At 64.7% G+C, this 20,334-nt stretch carries 17 protein-coding genes and 1 pseudogene; 16 read left to right on the top strand and 2 right to left on the bottom strand.

Annotated features, from left to right (window positions below):
• Positions 1–49 precede the first annotated feature (49 nt).
• Positions 50–619 carry a NifU family protein gene (locus ONR75_RS00445; protein WP_265080914.1) on the top strand — a complete coding sequence of 190 codons (570 nt, stop codon included), beginning with the start codon at positions 50–52 and terminating at the stop codon, positions 617–619.
• Between the two features lie 60 nt (positions 620–679).
• Here ONR75_RS00445 and ONR75_RS00440 read toward each other — a convergent pair whose 3' ends face one another.
• Positions 680–2,353 carry a methyl-accepting chemotaxis protein gene (locus ONR75_RS00440; protein ID WP_265080913.1) on the bottom strand — a complete coding sequence of 558 codons (1,674 nt, stop codon included), beginning with the start codon at positions 2,351–2,353 and terminating at the stop codon, positions 680–682.
• A 378-nt stretch (positions 2,354–2,731) separates the two neighbouring features.
• Between ONR75_RS00440 and tsaB the strand changes: the two genes are divergently transcribed.
• From tsaB to ONR75_RS00385, 11 genes and pseudogenes are all read left to right on the top strand, one after another.
• A complete protein-coding gene (tsaB, locus tag ONR75_RS00435; protein WP_265080912.1) occupies positions 2,732–3,430 on the top strand; it encodes a tRNA (adenosine(37)-N6)-threonylcarbamoyltransferase complex dimerization subunit type 1 TsaB in 699 nt (232 codons plus the stop codon).
• Positions 3,427–3,912 (top strand): ribosomal protein S18-alanine N-acetyltransferase, encoded by a 486-nt coding sequence (gene rimI, locus ONR75_RS00430; RefSeq protein WP_265080911.1) that lies wholly within the window; start codon positions 3,427–3,429, stop codon positions 3,910–3,912. The genes tsaB and rimI overlap by 4 nt, the downstream gene beginning before the upstream one ends.
• Before the next feature lie 69 nt (positions 3,913–3,981).
• Positions 3,982–4,437: a Fur family transcriptional regulator gene (locus tag ONR75_RS00425; RefSeq protein WP_265080910.1), complete on the top strand. Its 456-nt coding sequence runs from the start codon at positions 3,982–3,984 to the stop codon at positions 4,435–4,437.
• Positions 4,434–5,096: an HAD family hydrolase gene (locus ONR75_RS00420; RefSeq protein WP_265080909.1), complete on the top strand. Its 663-nt coding sequence runs from the start codon at positions 4,434–4,436 to the stop codon at positions 5,094–5,096. The genes ONR75_RS00425 and ONR75_RS00420 overlap by 4 nt, the downstream gene beginning before the upstream one ends.
• Positions 5,097–5,362: 266 nt before the next feature.
• Positions 5,363–6,764, top strand: a pseudogene (gene miaB / locus ONR75_RS00415) (tRNA (N6-isopentenyl adenosine(37)-C2)-methylthiotransferase MiaB).
• A 4-nt stretch (positions 6,765–6,768) separates the two neighbouring features.
• Complete coding sequence (locus ONR75_RS00410) at positions 6,769–7,818, top strand: PhoH family protein (RefSeq protein WP_265080908.1); 1,050 nt, start codon at positions 6,769–6,771, stop codon at positions 7,816–7,818.
• 65 nt (positions 7,819–7,883) lie between these two features.
• Positions 7,884–8,405: an rRNA maturation RNase YbeY gene (ybeY, locus tag ONR75_RS00405; protein ID WP_265080907.1), complete on the top strand. Its 522-nt coding sequence runs from the start codon at positions 7,884–7,886 to the stop codon at positions 8,403–8,405.
• Position 8,406: 1 nt separating this feature from the next.
• Positions 8,407–9,516: a hemolysin family protein gene (locus tag ONR75_RS00400; protein WP_265080906.1), complete on the top strand. Its 1,110-nt coding sequence runs from the start codon at positions 8,407–8,409 to the stop codon at positions 9,514–9,516.
• A complete protein-coding gene (gene lnt, locus ONR75_RS00395; RefSeq protein ID WP_413776417.1) occupies positions 9,513–11,120 on the top strand; it encodes an apolipoprotein N-acyltransferase in 1,608 nt (535 codons plus the stop codon). The genes ONR75_RS00400 and lnt overlap by 4 nt, the downstream gene beginning before the upstream one ends.
• 280 nt (positions 11,121–11,400) lie before the next feature.
• Positions 11,401–11,817 (top strand): helix-turn-helix domain-containing protein, encoded by a 417-nt coding sequence (locus tag ONR75_RS00390; protein ID WP_265080905.1) that lies wholly within the window; start codon positions 11,401–11,403, stop codon positions 11,815–11,817.
• 77 nt (positions 11,818–11,894) lie between these two features.
• Positions 11,895–12,659, top strand: coding sequence for a tRNA (guanine(46)-N(7))-methyltransferase TrmB (locus ONR75_RS00385; RefSeq protein ID WP_265080904.1), 765 nt, complete (start codon positions 11,895–11,897; stop codon positions 12,657–12,659).
• Between the two features lie 2 nt (positions 12,660–12,661).
• Here the strand turns inward: ONR75_RS00385 and ONR75_RS00380 are convergent, their stop codons facing one another.
• Positions 12,662–13,756 (bottom strand): DUF2336 domain-containing protein, encoded by a 1,095-nt coding sequence (locus tag ONR75_RS00380; protein WP_265080903.1) that lies wholly within the window; start codon positions 13,754–13,756, stop codon positions 12,662–12,664.
• 342 nt (positions 13,757–14,098) lie between these two features.
• Here ONR75_RS00380 and rimP point away from each other — a divergent pair, with 342 nt between their 5' ends.
• From rimP to infB, 4 genes are read left to right on the top strand one after another with little or no spacing between them, the layout of a single operon-like run.
• Positions 14,099–14,878 carry a ribosome maturation factor RimP gene (rimP, locus tag ONR75_RS00375; RefSeq protein WP_265080902.1) on the top strand — a complete coding sequence of 260 codons (780 nt, stop codon included), beginning with the start codon at positions 14,099–14,101 and terminating at the stop codon, positions 14,876–14,878.
• A gap of 3 nt (positions 14,879–14,881) precedes the next feature.
• A complete protein-coding gene (gene nusA / locus ONR75_RS00370) occupies positions 14,882–16,492 on the top strand; it encodes a transcription termination factor NusA (RefSeq protein ID WP_265080901.1) in 1,611 nt (536 codons plus the stop codon).
• A gap of 17 nt (positions 16,493–16,509) precedes the next feature.
• Entirely contained in the window at positions 16,510–17,400 is an 891-nt protein-coding gene (locus tag ONR75_RS00365; RefSeq protein ID WP_265080900.1) for an RNA-binding protein, read from the top strand.
• 50 nt (positions 17,401–17,450) lie between these two features.
• On the top strand, positions 17,451–20,276 hold the full coding sequence (gene infB, locus ONR75_RS00360) for a translation initiation factor IF-2 (RefSeq protein ID WP_265080899.1): 2,826 nt from the start codon (positions 17,451–17,453) through the stop codon (positions 20,274–20,276).
• Positions 20,277–20,334: the final 58 nt, after the last annotated feature.

Genomic DNA, 20,334 nt, shown 5'->3' with positions numbered 1-20,334 from the left:
CAACCGAGAGCGCGCCGGCCTTGAACCGGTGATGTACCGGAGATTGCTCATGTTTATCCAGACCGAAGCCACCCCGAACCCGGCCACCCTGAAGTTCATCCCCGGCCGCGACGTGCTCGCGAGCGGCACCATGGAATTCACCAGCCGCGCGGCAGCCGCGGCTTCGCCGCTGGCGGAGCGGCTGTTCGACGTCCCCGGCGTCACCAGCGTGTTCTACGGCTCGGATTTCGTCACCGTGACCAAGGATGCCAGCGACTGGCAGCACATGAAGCCGGCGATCCTCGGCGCTATCATGGAACACTATATGTCCGGCGGTCCGCTGATGGCCGACGGCAGTGTTTCCGGTGACGTGGCCGTCAATGGTGAGGAAGAGTTCTTCGCCGAGGCCGACGCCGAGACGGTGGAGATCATCAAGGACCTGATCGAGACGAGGGTACGTCCGGCCGTTGCCAATGACGGCGGCGACATCACCTTCCGCGGCTTCAAGGACGGCATCGTCTATCTGAACATGAAGGGATCGTGCGCCGGCTGCCCGTCGTCGACGGCGACGCTGCAGCACGGCATCCAGAACCTGCTCAAGCACTTCGTGCCGGACGTGGTGGAAGTCCGTCCGATGTAGACAGCGCAGCGTGCCGGCCGTGCTTTGCGCGGCCAGCGTCGCGGTGATCGGGCCGCGCTGCTAGCGGCCGATGCTGGCGGCCTCGGCCGCTGCGCGCTGCATGCTCGACGACATCTCGCTTGTCACCGTGCTCTGTTCCTCGACGGCCGCCGCCGTGGCCGTGACGTATTCACTGACGTTCTGGATTTCCTGCTTGATCGCGATCAATGCGGAGACCACATCGCAGGAAATGCCATTGAGGCTGCCGATCTCGCTGCCGATCTTGTCGGTGGCCTGCTTGGCCTGGTTGGCGAGGTTCTTCACCTCGGACGCCACCACAGCGAAGCCGCGGCCGGCTTCACCGGCGCGCGCAGACTCGATGGTCGCGTTGAGGGCCAGCAGGTTGATCTGACCGGTAATATTTCCGATCAGTTCGACGATACCGCTCATGGCTTGCGCTGCAGAGCTGAGGCGCTGGGCCTGTTCGTCGGCTTGCTCGACCTTGCTCACCGCCGACATCGCGGTGTTCTTCGATTTCATCATCGCCTCGGAGATTTCGCGCACCGAGGCATTCAGCTCTTCGGCGCCGGCGGCGACGGATTCCATCATTCCGCGGACCCGATCGCTCTTCATGCGGGCAATCACCTGCTCGGTGGTGTCGGTGGCGTATTTGACGACCTTGAACGGCTTGCCGTTGAGGTCGAGGATCGGATTGTACGACCCCTGGATCCAGACATCGCGACCGCCTTTGCCGACACGCTTGTATTCGGCGGCCTGGTATTCGCCGCGGTTCAGGCTGGCCCAGAATTCACGATAGGCGGAGCCGTCGCGTTCCGACGGGTCGACGAACATGCTGTGGTGCTTGCCCTTGATCTCGCCGAGCGAATAGCCCAGCGCGTGCAGGAAATTATCGTTGGCATTGAGGACGGTACCGTTCATGTCGAACTCGATCACCGCCTGCGATTTGCCGATCGCGGCGATCTGGCCGGCGAGGTCGGCGTTTCTGAGTTTCTGCTCGGTCACGTCGGTCGCGTACTTGACGACCTTGTACGGTTTGCCGCGCTCGTCGAAGATCGGATTATAGTTGGCGAGAATCCAGACTTCCTTGCCGCCTTTGCCAATGCGTTTATATTCAGCGGCCTGGTACTCGCCGCGGTTCAGTTTCGCCCAGAATTCGCGGTAGGCCGCGCCGTCGCGTTCCGCAGGCGCGATAAACATGCTGTGGTTCTTGCCCTGGATTTCCGGCAGCGTGTAACCGAGCGCGCTCAGGAAATTCTCATTGGCAGTGATGATGGTGCCGTCCATCCCGAACTCAATGGAGGCCTGCGCCCGGCCGATTGCCGTCACCTTTGCCGTAAATTCCAGGTTCTGCAGCCGAAGCGTCGAATCGGACCATTCGACCACCGTGCCGACGCGGGTGCCATCCTTGTTCTTGACGGGCGTCGCGACGAGGTCGAAAATTCTGCCGCCGACCTTGATCGTGGCGCGATGCGTCGCCTGCAGGCTTTCGAGCATCTGGCGCTGATGGGCGGGGTTCTTGTGAAAGACGTCGATATTGCTGCCGATCAGCTTGGCAACGCTGAAGCGCGGGAGGTCTTTCTGGATATCGGCCTCGGCCTCGCTCAGCAGACCGACGACAGCCTCGTTCATGTAAACGATATTGTGGTCGGCATCGGCGACCATCACATTCGCTGTCAGAATATCCGTTGCAAGGGATTTGGCCTGCTCGCTTCTGCTCGGACGGCGATTGAACATGTTTTGGTTCCAATGTTGTCGGGGATTGCGCGCCGTTCGGTGTTTGAAATGCAAACAGACGGGCGCCATCACGGTCGATGGACGATGTGCATCATCGGCTCCATTCGCGAAGATTTTGTTAAGTGGGAGTTCCGTAGAAATGCGGGAACCCCTGCAACTAAAGGGTGTTACGTCGCGGAACAAAAATGTCGCACCTTGTCCTCCCTGCTTGTCGAGTTGAAAAAATTCCCTAGAGGCCAACTGCGATCTGCCGGTATCGCGCAACGTATCCGACCAAATTGCTGCGACGCGAGATCTGCCGCGCGGCCGAATCGGCGCGCCCAAAATGAGTTGTGGGCAGCGTGCAAAATTGCTCACAAGTCATGCTAAAGATTGCAAATGCTGATCCTCGCCATCGATACCGCCCTCGATGCCTGCGCCGCCGGTGTGCTCGACACCCGCGTCAGCCGGCTGATCGCCCATGAATCGTTGCCCATGAAGCGCGGCCATGCCGAAGCGCTGATGCCGCTGATTGCGCGGGTCATGGCGCAATCCGGCATCGGCTTCGCCGACCTGGGTCGTATCGCCGTCACCACCGGACCCGGCAGTTTCACAGGCCTGCGGGTCGGGTTGTCCGCGGCGCGCGGACTCGGCCTCGCCGCCGGCAAGCCGGTAGTCGGCGTGACTACCCTGACGGCCTACGCCGCGCCGGTGGTGAGCCGCAACGAGCCGCATCCGATCATCTCCGCCATCGATGCCCGTCATGACCACGTCTATTTCCAGGTGGTTGCCGGCGACGGCAGCCCGCTGATCCGCCCACGCGTCGCGCCGGTTGGCGAGGCGCTGGAAGTCGCGCGGCTTGGCGCGCCGCATATCGTCGGCAACGCGGCGCAGATCCTCGCCGACAGCTGGCCAGCCGACGCCGCCCCGCCGCTGCAGGTCGATGCACAACCGGCGCCCGACATCACCTGGATCGGCTGGCTCGGCGCCGCCGTCACCCCGGAGAATGCGCCGGCCCGGCCCTATTACCTGCGTGCGCCCGACGCCAAGCCGCAGATCGATCCGCTGCAGAAAGCCACGCAGGCCGCCGCGTCATGACGGCTTGGCTGTCGCGCCTGTGGAGTCGCCGACCTGCCGTGGTCGAGCCTGCCACCCTGCGCGACGCGCGCGCTTTGGCGCGGCTGCACGGCGCCTCGTTCCATCGCGGCTGGGGCGAGACCGAATTCGAGCAGATGCTCGGCGAAGGCAACACTCTGGTGCACCGGTTGCGCCAGGGCCCCGCCGTCATCGGCTTTGCGGTGTCGCGGATGGCCGCGGATGAGGCGGAAATCCTGTCCATCGCGCTCGCTCCCGCGCATCGCGGCCGCGGTCTGTCGCGGGAGTTATTTCTCACCCATCTCGGCCATCTCGCGGGCCGCGGCATCCGCACCGTGTTCCTGGAAGTCGAGGAAAACAATCAGCCGGCGAGGCGGCTGTATGAACGGACCGGATTTGTCGTCGCAGGGCGCCGCGAACGCTATTACAAGGAGGCCGGCGGCCAGGAATTGAACGCCTTGGTGATGCGCCGCGACTTGTCGTAAGGCGTGCGCGGTGGCACAAGGGGCGACATTTGCAGCGCGCGATCGCTCGCCGCGCCGAAAGCTCAAAGCATGACAGCATTCAAACCCACGCCTGCGCTGAAGGCCACCGGAATCGAGGCGCGCTGCGCCGCCACCGGCATGCGCATGACCGAACAGCGCCGCGTCATCGCGCGCGTGCTGGCGGAAGCGGTCGATCATCCGGATGTCGAAGAACTGTATCGCCGCTGTGTTGCCGTCGACGACAAGATCTCGATCTCCACGGTGTATCGCACCGTCAAGCTGTTCGAGGATGCGGGCATCATCGAACGCCACGATTTCCGCGAAGGCCGCGCGCGCTACGAGACCATGCGTGACAGCCACCACGACCACCTGATCAATCTGCGTGACGGCACGGTGATCGAATTCACCTCCGAGGAAATCGAGAAGCTGCAGGCCGAGGTCGCCGCGCGTCTCGGCTACAAGCTGGTCGACCACCGGCTCGAGCTGTATTGCGTGCCGCTCGACGAGGATAAGTCGGCCAAGTGAGTTTCGATCTCGTCATTTTCGATTGCGACGGCGTGCTGGTCGACAGCGAGGCGCTGGCCTGTGTGGTGCACGCCGAGGTGCTGACGGCGCACGGCTACGCGATATCAGCCGAGCAGGTGCATGATCGCTTTCTTGGCCGCTCGTCGCGTGAGGCGCGATTCGAGGTCGAGACGGAAATGGGCCGCGTTTTGCCCGATGAGTACACGGTCGATCTTAAGGCGGCCATCGACCGGGTGTTCGGCGAGCAGCTCACGCCGGTGCCGCATGTCGCCGAAGCGCTCGCGAGACTGTCGCTGCCGATCTGCGTGGCGTCCTCGGGCACACCGACGCGGATTGTCAGCAGCCTGACCACGACCGGCCTGCGCGATCGTTTCGGGCCCCACTTGTTTTCCGCGAGCCAGGTCAGCCATGGCAAGCCGGCGCCGGACCTGTTCCTGTTCGCGGCGGCCGAAATGGGCGCGACGCCTGCGCGCTGCGTGGTGGTCGAGGACAGCGTGCCCGGGGTCACCGGTGCGGTGGCTGCGGGCATGACCGTGCTCGGTTTTCATGGCGGCGCGCATTGCCGGCCAGAAACCGCCGCGGCGCTGAAAGCCGCCGGCGCGACGGCCATCTTCGGCGATATGCGGGAATTGCCCGGCTTGGTTGGGCAGGAAGCTTAACCGCCCCCTCCGCTGTCATCGCCCGGCCTGCGCGCAATAGCGCGCCAGGACCGGGCGACCCAGTAGGCGCCGGCAGTGGTGATGGAGCCATAGGAGTGCCGGTTACTGGATCCCCGCATGCGCGGGGATGACAACCGAGATTGTCGCTCGGGATTCGACAAGTCATTGAAAATTCAGATATTTCTCAATCGGGCTGGATTTTCCGGGCGTTCCCCTATATCTGAAGCCCGCGCAGCAAGCGCCGCTCCATCCAGCATTCAGGTTTCATGACCCCGCCGCGCAAGCTGCATATCAAGTCCTATGGTTGTCAGATGAACGTCTACGATGCCCAGCGCATGGTGGACACGCTGGCGCCGGAGGGATTTGTCGAGACGGCAAGTGTCGACGATGCCGATCTGGTGATCCTCAACACCTGCCACATCCGCGAAAAGGCCTCGGAAAAGGTCTATTCCGAACTGGGCCGGCTGCGCGTCGCCAAGGACGTGGCTGCCGCCGACGGCCGCAAGATGAATATCGTGGTGGCCGGCTGCGTGGCGCAGGCGGAAGGCAACGAGATCATCCGCCGCGCCCCGGTGGTCGATGTGGTGGTCGGGCCGCAGAGCTATCATCATCTGCCGCAACTGCTGGCGCGGGCCAAGGCCGGCGGGCGGGCGCTGGAAACCGAGTTTCCGGTCGCGGACAAGTTCGGCTTCCTGCCGCCGCCGAAGCCGGCGGCGATCTCGCGCCCGCGGCATCTCGTCGTTCGTCACCGTGCAGGAAGGCTGCGACAAGTTCTGCACCTTCTGCGTGGTGCCGTACACGCGCGGCTCGGAAGTGTCGCGCCCGGTGGCGAAGATCGTCGACGATATCAAGCGGCTGGCCGACAACGGCGTGCGCGAGATCACCCTGATCGGCCAGAACGTCAACGCCTATCACGGCGACGGGCCGGACGGTCGGCCGTGGCCGCTCGGCACTTTGCTGCGCCATCTGGCCGATATCCCGGGCATCGAACGGCTGCGCTATTCCACCAGCCATCCGTGCGACGTCGAGGACACGCTGATCGAGGCGCATCGCGATCTGCCGCAGCTGATGCCGTTCGTGCATCTGCCGGTGCAGTCCGGTTCTGACCGGATTCTGGCGGCCATGAACCGCAAACATACTGCAGAAGATTATCGCCGGGTGATCGATCGTTTTCGCGGTGCGCGGCAAGACATTGCATTTACGTCGGATTTCATCGTCGGCTTCCCCGGCGAGAGCGATGAAGATTTTGATGCGACCCTCGCACTCGTCACACAAATCGGTTACGCTGGTGCATATTCGTTCAAGTATTCGTCCCGGCCGGGCACGCCGGCGGCGGACATGCAGGAGACGGTGCCGACAGCAGTGATGGACGAGCGCTTGGTGCGACTTCAGGAACTGATCGACAGCCAGCAATCGGCCTTCAACACGGCCACGATTGGCGCAACTGTTGATGTGCTGTTCGAGCGCGCCGCGCGTAATCCCGGCCAGATCGTCGGCCGCACCGCTTGGCTGCAGCCGGCCCATGTGATGGCCTCGGACGATATCATCGGCCAGGTCCTGCCGGTTCGCATCGAGAGCCTCGAGCGCTACAGCCTGCTCGGCTCCCTCGTCGCCACGCCGTCACCGCAGCCCGCGCAGCACGCGCATTCCCCCACCACTGGAGCCTGAACCCTTGCCCAAAAGCGCATCGGATTCGCCTACGCTCGCTGCCCGCAAACTCGATACACAAGTCCAGCCCGAGACGCAGGTCGTCGTTGCCTTCGACGACAACCGCGCGGCATCGTCGCTGGTCGGCCCCTACGGCCAGAACCTCGCGCTGGTGGAGCGCAGGCTCAACGTCGTGGTGGATTCCCGCGGCAACCACATCACCTTGACCGGCACCCGCGATGCCTGCGACGGCGCCCGCCGCGTGCTCGAAACGTTGTATGCCCAGGCGATGACCGGCCACGACATCGCGCAAGGCGACGTCGAGGGCGCGATCCGCGCCACGCTGGCGCAGGGCTCGCTGTTCGCCTTCGATCCCAAGGCCGCGAAGGCCTCGACCTTCGAGGCGATCAACCTGCGCAAGCGTCCGGTGCGCGCCCGCACCGCGGCTCAGGACACCTATATCCGCGCGCTGAAGAGCCACGAACTGGTGTTCGGCATCGGCCCCGCCGGCACCGGCAAGACCTGGCTGGCAGTGGCGCAGGCTGCGCAACTGTTCGAGCGCAAGGAAGTCGACCGCATCATCCTGACCCGCCCTGCGGTGGAGGCCGGCGAGCGACTGGGCTTCCTGCCCGGCGACCTGAAAGAGAAGGTCGATCCCTATCTGCGCCCGATCTACGACGCGCTCTATGACCTGATGGATTCGCGCATCGTCGAGCGCGCGCTGCAGACCAACGAAATCGAGATCGCGCCTCTGGCCTTCATGCGCGGTCGCACGCTGACCAACGCGGCGATCATTCTCGACGAGGCGCAGAACACCACCTCGATGCAGATGAAGATGTTTCTGACTCGGCTTGGCGAGAACAGCCGCATGATCGTTACCGGCGATCCCAGCCAGGTCGATCTGCCGCCCGGCCAGACGTCCGGCCTGGCGGAAGCCGCGCGCCTGCTCGACGGCATCACCGGCATCGCGCAGGTCAAGTTCAAGGCGGAAGATGTGATCCGGCACGAACTGGTGGCGCGCATCGTCTCCGCCTATGAGGGAATGTCGCAGAAGCCGGCAACCACAAAGTCCTGAAGTACACACCTCACGCTGCCGGCGAATCCGCAATCGGGCTCGTCGGCGAAAGAAGCTACTGAACGATGACGACGCATACACTTCCCGCGACAGAGGTTCTCATTGTCGCCGACTGCTGGAACGCCGAGGCCGAGGCCGAAGCCATCATCTTCCGCGCCATCGAGGCGGCGGCGGGGATGGTCGATGCCGACACCGGCGATGCCGAGCTGGCGGTCATGCTGACCGACGACGCCGGCATCCGCACCCTGAACCAGAACTGGCGCGGCATAGACAAGCCGACCAACGTGCTGTCGTTTCCGGCGCTGCAGCCGCCGTCCGGGCAGGAGGCCGACGATGCGCCGCGCATGCTCGGTGACATCGCGATCGCCTACGAGACCACACGCCGCGAGGCGGACGACGAGGGCAAGCCGTTTCCCCACCATCTCAGCCATCTCAGCGTGCACGGCTTCCTGCATCTCGTCGGTTACGACCACGAGAAGGACGGCGAGGCCGAGGTCATGGAAGAGCTGGAGCGCGACATCCTCGCCACCCTCGGCATTCCCGATCCCTATGCCGAAAAAGATCCATCGACGGATCGGGTGGTCTGACATGCCGGAGGGCGACCCTAGCAACGACAATCCGAACTCCACGGCGAACCTGCCAGCGGTGATCCACGACGGCGAAGTCATGCGGCCGTCGGCCGAGAGCTGGCTGACCCGCGCGATCCGGCAACTGTTCGGCTGGAAGCCCGGCTCGGTGCGCGCCGATCTCCAGGTGGTGCTGGATGCCTCGACGCCGGACGAGACCGGCTTCTCGCCCATCGAGCGCACCATGCTGCGCAATATCCTCGGCCTGCACGAACGGCGCATCGCCGACGTGATGATCCACCGCGCCGACATCGTCGCCGTGAAGCAGGATATCTCGCTCGGCGAGTTGATGGGCCTGTTCGAGAGCGCCGCGCATTCACGCTTGGTGGTCTACAACGAGACGCTCGACGATCCCGTCGGCATCGTCCACATCCGCGACCTCCTCGCTTACATGACCACCAAAGCGCGCGTCACCGTCACCACCGTCGCCAAGCGGAAGAAGGTGCTGCCGGCGGGCCTCGACCTGCGCGCCGTGGATCTCGCGGCGCCGCTCACCGCAACCGGCATCATCCGCAAGTTGCTCTACGTGCCGCCATCGATGCGCGCCATCGATCTGCTGGCACAGATGCAGGCGTCGCGAATTCACCTGGCGCTGGTGGTCGACGAATATGGCGGCACCGACGGCCTGGTCTCCATCGAGGACATTGTCGAGCAGATCGTCGGCGAGATCGACGACGAGCACGACAGCGACGAGGCGCCCTCGATCGTCAAGCAGGGTGATTCCTTTATCGCCGACGCCCGCGCCAGTCTCGAAGATGTCATCGCCATGGTCGGCGAAGAGTTCGTCACCGGCGAAGCCGGCGAAGAGGTTGAAACCCTGGGCGGCTACCTGGTCACCCATGTCGGACGGCTGCCGGTGCGCGGCGAGGTGATTTCCGGTCCCGGCAATTTCGAGATCGAGGTGCTCGACGCCGATCCGCGCCGGGTCAAGCGGCTGCGCATCGGGCCGCGCAAGGAGCGCCCGGTGGTGCGTGCGCGCACCGCCCGCCGCGGCGATGGCGGCTCCGACGCCGTGCAGGCCAATGACAATTCAGGCCTGTCGCAGGCCGGCGACGGTGCGAGCTCATCGTGACTTTCAACAAACTGCGTAGCGTCGGCCTCTCGATCATCCTGGCCTGGGGCTGGAAGCGCGCGGCGATCGCCGTGGCGGCCGGTGCGCTGTCGTCGCTGGCGATGGCGCCGTTCAACGCATGGCCGGTGCTGTTCGTCACCTTCCCGGTGGTAGTCTGGCTGATCGACGGCTCCGCGGCCGGCCGGATGCGTGGCGTGCCCGCCGCGGCCATGGCCGGCTGGTGGTTCGGCTTCGGCTATTTCGTGCCGGGCCTGTACTGGATCGGCTATGCCTTTCTCGTCGATGCGCAGATCTTCGGCTGGCTGCTGCCGGTGGCGGTCTGCGGGTTGCCGGCCTATCTGGCGCTGTTCACCGCGCTCGGCTTCGCGCTGGCGCGGCTGCTGTGGACCAGGGACGCGTCGCGCGTGCTGGCGCTCGCTGCCAGCCTGACCATCGGCGAATGGTTGCGCGGCCATGTGCTCACCGGCTTTCCCTGGAACACGTTCGGCTACGCGCTGACCGAACCGCTGGCGCTGGCGCAGAGCGCCTCTCTGATCGGCATTTGGGGCCTGACATTCGTGACGGTGGCGATCTTCGCCAGCCCCGCCGTGCTGATCGACGGGCGCGCCCGGATGCGCCGGCCATGGCTGGCGCCAGCGGCGGCATTGCTGCTTCTGGCGACGATGGGGCTGTACGGCGTGGTGCGACTGTCGCAGCATCCGACTCAGATGGTCGCCAAGGTGAAGTTGCGCATCATGCAGCCCAACGTGCGGCAGGATGTCCGCTTCAACTATGCCGCCAAGGCGGACGTGATGAAGCAATACCTGGCGCTGTCGGATCGCGCCACCGGCCCGCAATCCAGCGGCGTCGCCGATGCCACCGTGCTGGTGTGGCCGGAATCGGCGTTTCCGTTCTTCCTGTCGCGCGAGGCCGACGCGATGGCGCAGATCGCCGATTTGCTGCCGAAGGGTACCGTGCTGGTCACCGGCGCGGTGCGCCCTCCCGACCAGCCGCCCGGCACGCGCATCAGCCGTGCCTATAATTCTATTTATGTGATCGATCACGATGGCACGATCCTGTCCGTGTACGACAAGCTGCATCTGGTGCCGTTCGGCGAATATCTGCCGTTCCAGGACTGGATGGAAAAAATCGGTTTCGTCCAGCTCACCAAGGTGCAGGGCGGTTTTATTCCGGGCGACCGGCGCCGGACCATGGAGATTCCGAACGCGCCGCGGATGCTGCCGCTGATCTGCTATGAAGCGATCTTCCCTGGCGACGTGACCTCACGCGACGATCGTCCCGGCTGGATCGCCAACCTCACCAACGATGGATGGTTCGGCATTTCGACTGGGCCCTATCAGCATCTGCAGCAAACCCGGGTGCGCGCCATCGAGGAAGGACTACCGGTCGTTCGCGCAGCGAACACCGGAATCTCCGCGGTGATCGATCCCGTCGGGCGCTTTGTGGCGCGACTCGGACTCGGCGTCGAAGGCGTGCTGGATTCCGGCCTTCCCACTGCCATTCCACAGACAATTTATGCACGTATCGGTGACATTCCAGCGGCGATGATCGTTGCGCTGGCAATCATCGTCGCGGTGCGTCGGCGCAACGCCCGGCGGATCTGAAAGCGTTGCTGCACAGGCATTTCTTGCGACGACCGCGGCATTTCGAGCGGACGCCGCGGCGAGACTGGAGGCCCGAAAAGGCCAGTCCGGTAAAATTCTAACGATCGCGTTCTCAGGTGTTGGGAATTGGCCATGTGCGTGGCACAAAATTTTCGCTTAGGAAAATTTGCACGGGTGCCAAAATCGATTACGATACGTCCATACCGTTACGGAGCGTGGTGCGAACATTGAGGCCCGCTTTCGAACGGCGTGTCTGCCACGCGATCGAGGAGTGTTTGCGATGTCCACCAAAGCGCCCAATCCTGTTGACAAATATGTCGGCAGTCGTGTGCGCATGCGGCGCATCATGTTGGGTATGAGTCAGGAAAAGCTCGGTGAGGCGCTGGGGCTGACATTCCAGCAGGTGCAGAAATACGAGAAGGGCACCAACCGCGTTGGCGCCAGCCGGCTGCAGCAGATCTCGGAAATCCTTCAGGTTCCGGTATCGTTTCTGTTCGAGGGCGGCCCCGGCGCCACGCTCGGCAGCGACGGGTTCGGCGAGGCGGCGTCGCCGGCCTATGTCTCGGACTTTCTTGCCACCTCCGAGGGGTTGGCGCTGACGCGTGCCTTCACGCGGATTACCGACAGCAAGCTCCGCCGCAGCATCGTTGAGATGGTCGAGCAGATCGCCGCGCGCGAACCACCGGACAGCCGCTGAACGTTGCACGGAGTTTCGTCGCGGCCGGTATTGCCGGCCGTTGGCATCCGCTGCGGTTCGGCTGTATCACTCCCGCGATGACAACCGCACCCGCCGATTCCGACGATCACCATGACGATGCCAGCGACGGTGCTCCGGCGTTTGGCCATGACGCCGGCCAGGGCTCGTTCTTCGGCCGCCGCAAGGGCCACAAGCTGCGCTCGCACCAGGCCGACCTGATCGCCGGGTTGCTGCCGCGTCTTGCCCTCGACATCGCCGGCGCGCCGCCGGCCGAGCTGCGCTCGTTGTTCGCGTCGGAGGTCGATGACGTCCGCCTCGAAATCGGATTCGGCGGCGGCGAACATCTGGTCGCGGAGGCGCTGGCGCATCCGCGCACCGGTTTCATCGGCTGCGAGCCCTACGTCAACGGCATGGCCAAGATCCTGTCGCAGATCGAAGCGCACGACGTGCGCAACATCCGCCTCGTCGCCGGCGATGCGGCTGAACTGCTGGCGTGGGCGCCGCCGCAGTCGGTGGTGCGCATCGACCTGATCCATCCCGATCCGTGGCCGAAGAAGCGACACTGGAAGCGGCGCTTCGTGCAGGACGCCACGCTTGCGGCAATGGCCCGGGTGCTCAGGGCGTCCGGCGAATTCCGCTTCGTCCATGACATCCCGGATTACGTCGCCTGGACGCTGTGGCATCTGTCGCGTGCGCCGGATTTCATCTGGACCGCCGAGCGTGCGGACGACTGGCGCCTGCCGTGGCCGAACTACACAATGACGCGCTACGGCCGCAAGGCCACCCGCGAAGGCCGCAAGGCGGCGTACCTAATTTTCAAAAGAACGGCGGAGACGCGGTAAGCCTAGGCGGTCATGGATTTGGGATCGCGGGTCTGCCAGAAGGTCAGCACGCGCTGCGCAGTCGCCGGTACCAGACGCTCGAAGTTGAGCCGGGCTTCCTCGACATCTGCCGCGGCAGTGGAACGCCCAGGCCCCATCCGCAATGCCATCAGTGCGCGAATCGTCGCCCAGGATATTCCGATCGATTTTCCGAGAATCAGGATCGGATCGTCGCGGTCGCCCTTGAGCAGATGGTCGATGGTCTCGATCCGCACGCCGGACATCGCCGCCAGCGCAGCCGCAGTTTCTTCATACTGGTGGGCGCGCGCGAAGCGCAGCAGCGTACCCTCGTTGAGGTCGTCGGCCTGGTGCAGCTTGTTGATCGCGCGTTGCGCCGTCGCGAAGTCGCGGATCACCAGCATATGCCGCGGCGACCCGGTGATTTCCTCCATGGCGCGATTGATGGCGGCCTTCTGGTCCGGCCTCGCCGACTCGAACAAGCGGCGGCGAACCACGTCGATCGAACGCGACAGGAGGTCCTTGAGCTGAGGGCCGGTCAGGTCATTGCGCTGTCCGACGGTCACGGCGAGCACGCCGTCGTCGCCGGCGCGCCGGATCAGGCCGGAATAGCCGACGATGGAAAACTGTGCGCCGCCATTGCTGGCGACCTGACGGATGACATCGCGATCGCCACGGCGAACGATGACGTCGGTGATTCCCGGCGACAGCGTCGGACGGTGGGTGATCGCGAGCAGATGCGGCTGACCCTTGACGCGCGCGATGTCGACCAGCGTCGGCTCGTCGATGAGCGGCGAATGGCGCAGCAGGGGGCCGGCAATGGTGATCTCGTCGTCACGTACCAGCAGGTTGACCAGTTGCGGTGGCGCGTTGGCGAGGGACGACAGCCGCTCCGCCAGTTCGCCGCGGGCCTCGATCTCGGTCTGCGGCACCAGGCTGACCAGGATGCCGTCGAACAACTCGACATGGTTGGGCTGGAAATGTGCGGCGCCCTGCACGAACAGATCGGAGATCTTGCGCAGCGCGTCGCCGCGACGCCGGGGATCGCCGTTTTTGACGATCTCCTCCAGCCCGGGAATGAAGGCATGCGCCACTGTCATAGAAACCTGCTTAACGCTCGCCGCTCAGACGGCTTTGCGGAAGGTAATGCGGCTTGATGAAGGAAGGGTTAGCTGAGAAAACGTGATCCGATTACCGGCGAAATCGGCGGTTTGGGCCTCTCGGCCCTTGCCCGTGCCCCGCAAAACGGCTATATCGGCGGCAACTTATGGTTTCTCATACGATCGCGTTTGAGAGTGGGCCCCTCGGGACCCGCTCTTTTTTATTACCTGAATGGACCCCTGCCGGCACGGCGGGGTCGGTGCAGGAGCTAACGGCCGGGCCGAAGCCCGGCTTCGCCTCATCTCACAACCGTTACAGCCAGACAGATCTTGACGCCGGACATGACCGATCCAATCGCCGATAAAGTGGATCTCGAACTGCTTTCCGAGCCGCGCCTGGTTATTGAACCGGGTGCCGCCGCGCGGGTGTCCGCGATTGCCGGTCCGGTGTTGCAGGGCATGGGCTACCGGCTGGTCCGCATCAAGATTTCCGGCGAACTCGGCTGCACCGTGCAGATCATGGCGGAGCGCCCTGACGGCACCATGCTGGTCGAGGACTGCGAGGCGATCTCGCACGCTCTGTCGCCGGTGCTGGACGTTTCCGATCCGATCGAGCGCGCCTACCGGCTGGAAGTCTCCTCGCCGGGGATCGACCGTCCGCTGGTCCGCCGCACCGATTTCGAGCGCTACGAAGGCTATCTGGTCAAGATCGAGATGGCCGTGCCGGTCGGCGGCCGCAAGCGGTTCCGTGGCCTGCTCGGCGCCATCGAGGGCGACGTGGTGTTGCTGGACCGCGAAGGCGCCCGCGACGGCGAAGACCCCATTACGCGGCTGCCGCTGGAAGATATCTCCAACGCCAATCTGGTTCTGACCGACGAGCTGATTGCGGAATCGATGCGCCGCGGCAAGCAGGCCGAGCGCGACATGAAGCAGAGCCTCGGCGTTTTGCCCGCGCCGCCGCCGCACGCCAAGCGCAGCGACCCCACCAAGAGCTTTGCACCGAAGCCGAAACTCAAGGCCGCGAAGAAAGCGGCTGCGAAACCTGCCCCTAAGAACACCAAGGAACACCGGCTGGCCGCTGAAAGACAGCGGCTGGGCCTCGACCCCACCGAAGGAGACTGAGCCATGGCAGCTGTCAGCGCCAATAAACTCGAATTGCTTCAGATTGCGGACGCGGTCGCGCGGGAGAAATCCATCGACCGCGGCATCGTGATCGAGGCGATGGAAGACGCGATCGCCAAGGCGGCGCGGGCGCGCTACGGCTCCGAAACCGACGTGCATGCCGAGATCAACCCGAAGACCGGCCAGTTGCAGCTCACCCGCCACATGCTGGTGGTCGAGGACGTCGAGAATTCGTCCAACCAGATTTCGCTGTTCGATGCCGAACGCGCCAATCCCGGTGCGCAGATCGGCGATACCATCGCCGACACCCTGCCGCCGCTGGAATACGGCCGCATCGCTGCGCAGTCCGCCAAGCAGGTCATCGTGCAGAAGGTGCGTGAGGCCGAGCGTGACCGCCAGTTCCAGGAATTCAAGGATCGCATCGGCGACATCGTCAACGGCATCGTCAAGCGCGTCGAATATGGCAGCGTGATCGTCGATCTCGGCCGCGGCGAGGCCATCGTGCGCCGCGACGAGATGCTGCCGCGCGAAGTGTTCCGCAACGGCGACCGCGTCCGCGCCTATATTTTCGACGTTCGTCGCGAGACCCGCGGCCCGCAGATTTTCCTGTCGCGCACCCATCCGCAGTTCATGGCGAAGCTGTTCGCGCAGGAAGTGCCGGAAATCTATGACGGCATCGTCGAGATCAAGGCGGTTGCCCGCGATCCCGGGTCGCGCGCGAAAATCGGCGTGATTTCAAGGGATTCCTCGGTCGATCCGGTCGGCGCCTGCGTCGGCATGCGCGGCTCGCGCGTGCAGGCCGTGGTCAACGAGCTGCAGGGCGAGAAGATCGACATCATCCCGTGGTCGCCGGATATCGCCACCTTCGTGGTCAACGCGCTGGCGCCGGCGGAAGTCTCCAAGGTCGTGATCGATGAAGATCGCGAGCGCATCGAGGTTGTCGTTCCCGACACCAATAACCAGCTGTCTCTTGCGATCGGGCGTCGCGGCCAGAACGTGCGTCTGGCCTCGCAGCTGACCGGCTGGGATATCGACATCCTCACCGAGCAGGAAGAATCCGAGCGCCGTCAGGCCGATTTCGAAAATTCGACCCGCGTCTTCATGGAATCCCTCAATGTCGACGAAGTCGTCGGCCAATTGCTGGCGTCCGAGGGGTTCACGTCGGTGGAAGAACTGTCGATGGTCGACCTCAAGGAATTGGCCAGCATTGAAGGATTCGACGACGAGACCGCCGCAGAGCTGCAGAGCCGGGCGCGCGAATTTCTCGAACAGCTCGAGTCTGAGCTCGAAAACAAACGTAAGGAACTGGGTGTGGAAGACGCATTGAAGACGGTACCGGGCGTGACCTCCAAGATGCTGGTCAAGTTCGGCGAGAACGACATCAAGAGCATTGAGGATCTCGCCGGCTGTGCGACCGACGATCTGGTCGGCTGGACCGAGCGCAAGGAAGGCGCCGAGCCGACCAAGCATCCGGGCATTCTCGACGCTTCGGAAATCTCGCGTGAAGACGCCGAGCGCCTCATCATGCAGGCGCGCGTTGCTGCGGGCTGGATCACCCAGGCGGATCTGGACAAGGGCGCCGAGGTCGACGCCACCGAAGATCAGCCGGTTTAAGGAACGATGCCACGCGCATGCTCGCCCCCGCTGACCCGGCAGATCTCGACAACGGACCTCGGACCAACAAGTCCGGGACCGAGAGGATGTGCGTGGTCACGCGCAGCGTGCGCCCGATCGATGAGCTGATCCGTTTTGTCGTCGCGCCCACGGGCGAGGCGATCCCGGATCTGAAGCGCAAGCTGCCCGGCCGCGGGCTGTGGGTGACCGCTTCCCGCAAGGCCGTGGCCGAAGCGGCAAAGCGCAATCTGTTCGCCAAGGGCTTCAAGAAAAACGTCAAGGCGTCCGCCACGCTGGCGGACGACACCGACCGGCTGATGGTCCGCGGCGTCATCGAAGCGCTGGCGATCACTGCCAAGGCCGGCCAAGTGGTGTCCGGCTTCACCAAGGTCGCCGATGCGCTGCGGCAGCGCCAGGCCAAGGGACTGATCCACGCCTCGGACGGCGCCGCCGACGGAATCCGCAAACTGGACGGAATCGCCCGGCAAACCTCGTTGCTGGAGCAGGAATTCCAGCAAGAGCGGGCCTCTCAGGCGCCTTCGGCTGCTGATGGTGCTTCCGAATTGCCCTCCGAAGGACTATCTGAAGAGCTGCAGGCGCCACCGGCCCTGCGCGAACTGCCCATTGTCACTGTTTTGACGTCCGACGAATTGGATTTGGCATTAGGCAGGTCAAATGTGATACATGCTGCCCTGCTCGCGGGTCCGGCGAGCAAAACGTTCCTGTCGCGCAGCCAGACACTGGTCCGATACCGGATGGCGGACGACGGCACAGCAGGCGTTGGCGGCAAGGTTAAAACGACGGCCAGACACGTAGTGAGTGAGCCTTCGGCGACCGGGATCCTGGCAACAGGGACTTTGGAGCCTGAGGCTTTGGCGACGGCTAAACCGCCGGCGACGCAGGATTGATGGAACAGACGGTGCGGACACGCACAACGCAACAAGATTGGGACTGCTGAATGGTTGATACGAAAACGCCTGGCGACAAGACTCTGAGTGTTCCTTCCAAGACTCTCTCGCTGAAGCCGCGGGTGGAGACGGGAACCGTGCGTCAGAGCTTCAGCCATGGCCGCACCAACGTGGTGGTCGTCGAGAAGCGCGGCAAACGCCGCATTCCCGCCGAAGCCCCGGCGGCTGCGCCGACGCCTCCACCCGCTCCCGCCCATGTGGCAGCAGCGCCTGCGCCCGCACCGGTTGCACCGGCGCCAGTGGCTGCGGCTCCTGCTGCTGTTGCGCCGGCTCCCGTTGCAGCAGCCCCGGTCGCGGCCGCTCCCGTTGCAGCAGCCCCGGTGGGCCCCGGCCCCAACATGACCCGGCCAGCGCCGACGCCGTCAGCTCCGGCGCCCCGTCCGCCGATGGGCCGTGGCGCGCCGCCGGCGCCGCCGTCGCGCGCGCCAGTGGGCCGCCAGTCCAGTCCGCCGAGCCGGCAGTCGAGCCCGCCGAGCCGCAGCGGTTCCGGCGTGGTGTTGCGCACCCTGACCGAGGAGGAGAAGAACGCACGCGCCAGCGCGCTGGCCGATGCGCGCCTGCGCGACATCGAAGAGCGCCGCCTGGCCGAAATCGAAGCCGCCCGCCGCAATTCCAAGGAAGGCATTGCCCAGGCCGAGCGCGAAGCCGCCGAAGCCCGCAAGAAGGCCGAGGACGAGCGTCACCGCATTGAGGAAGAGGTCAAGGCCAAGGCCGAGCGCGAAGCCAAGAAGCGTCAGGCCGAAGCCGATGTGAAGGCCGCCGCTGCCGCCAAGGCCGCAGGCCTGCCGCCGCCGCGTGCGCCCGGCGTCGCCGCCGATGCCACCGACGAGGACGAAGGTCCGCGCCAGGTCCGCCGTGGTCCCGGCGGCGTTGCCCGTCCTGTCATGGCTGCCAAGCCCACCGCCAAGCCGGCGCCTGCCAAGCAGCGCGGCCGTCTCACCCTGGTAACGGCACTGAGCGCCGACGACGTGCGCGAGCGTTCGATCGCCTCGTTCCGCCGCCGCACCCAGCGCCTGAAGGGTCACCAGTCGAACGAGCCGAAAGAAAAGCTCATTCGCGAGGTCATCATCCCGGAAGCGATCACCATCCAGGAACTCGCCAACCGTATGGCCGAGCGCGCCGTGGACGTGATCCGGATGCTGATGAAGCAGGGCCAGATGGTCAAGATCACCGACGTGATCGACGCCGACACCGCCCAGCTGATTGCCGAAGAGCTCGGTCACACCGTCAAGCGCGTCGCCGAATCCGACGTGGAAGAAGGTCTGTTCGACACGGTGGACGATTCCACCGACGTAGAGCCGCGTTCGCCCGTCGTCACGGTCATGGGCCATGTCGATCACGGCAAGACCTCGCTGCTCGACGCGCTGCGTCACGCCAACGTGGTGTCCGGCGAAGCCGGCGGCATCACCCAGCACATCGGCGCCTATCAGGTCACGTCGCCGGAGAGCGGCAAGAAGATCACCTTCATCGATACGCCGGGCCACGCCGCGTTTACCGCGATGCGCGCCCGCGGCGCCAAGGTCACCGACATCGTGATCCTGGTGGTGGCTGCCGATGACGGCGTCATGCCGCAGACCATCGAAGCCATCAACCACGCCAAGGCGGCGAAGGTGCCGATGATCGTGGCGATCAACAAGATCGACAAGCCCGATGCCAAGGCGGAGCGCGTGCGCACCGAACTGCTGCAATACGGCGTCCAGGTCGAATCCTTCGGCGGCGAAGTGGTCGACGTCGAAGTCTCGGCGAAGAACAAGACCAATCTCGACAAGCTGCTCGAGATGATCGCGCTGCAGGCCGAGTTGCTCGACCTCAAGACCAATACCGAGCGCCCTGCCGAGGGCACCGTGATCGAAGCTAAGCTCGATCGTGGCCGCGGTCCCGTGGCCACCGTGCTGGTGCAGCGCGGTACCCTCCGGGTCGGCGACATCATCGTCGCCGGCGCCGAGATGGGCCGCGTCCGCGCGCTGATCAGCGATCAGGGCGTGCAGATGACCGAAGCCGGCCCGTCGGTGCCGGTCGAAGTCCTCGGCTTCAATGGCCCGCCGGAAGCCGGCGACCGCGTCGCCGTGGTCGAGAGCGAAGCCCGCGCCCGCGAAGTCACCAGCTACCGTGCCCATCAGAAGCGCGAGAAGTCCGCATCGGCCATTTCCGGCATGCGCGGCTCGCTCGAGCAGATGATGAGCCAGCTCAAGACCACCGGTCGCAAGGACTTCCCGCTGGTCATCAAGGCCGACGTGCAGGGCTCGCTCGAAGCGATTTTGGGATCGCTGGAGAAGCTCGGCACCGACGAAGTCGCCGCGCGCATCCTGCATGCGGGCGTCGGCGGCATCAGCGAATCCGACGTCACGCTGGCGGAAGGCTTCAACGCCGCCATCATCGGCTTCTCGGTCCGTGCCAACAAGGAAGCCGCCGCGCTGGCCAAGCGCAACGGCATTGAGATCCGCTACTACAACATCATCTACGACCTCGTGGATGACGTGAAGAAGGCAATGTCCGGCCTGCTCGCGCCGACCCTGCGCGAGACCATGCTGGGCAATGCCCTGATCCTGGAAGTGTTCAACATCTCCAAGGTCGGCAAAGTCGCGGGCTGCCGCGTCACCGACGGCACCGTGGAACGCGGCGCCAATGTGCGTCTGATCCGCGACAACGTCGTGGTGCACGAAGGCAAGTTGTCGACCTTGAAGCGCTTCAAGGACGAAGTGAAGGAAGTGCAGTCCGGTCAGGAATGCGGCATGGCGTTCGAGAGTTACGGCGACATGCGCGCCGGCGACATCATCGAGTGCTATCGCGTCGAGACCATTCAGCGCTCCCTGTAGGTCCGGATCTTTCTGTAAGTCCAAGTCTTACAGTCAGCCGGAGCAACGAAGAGGCGTC

This window comes from Rhodopseudomonas sp. P2A-2r (assembly GCF_026015985.1).
In the GTDB taxonomy this organism is placed as follows: domain Bacteria; phylum Pseudomonadota; class Alphaproteobacteria; order Rhizobiales; family Xanthobacteraceae; genus Tardiphaga.
The sequence above is the reverse complement of the archived record's forward strand: the minus strand, read 5'-3'. Positions and strand labels throughout refer to the sequence as shown.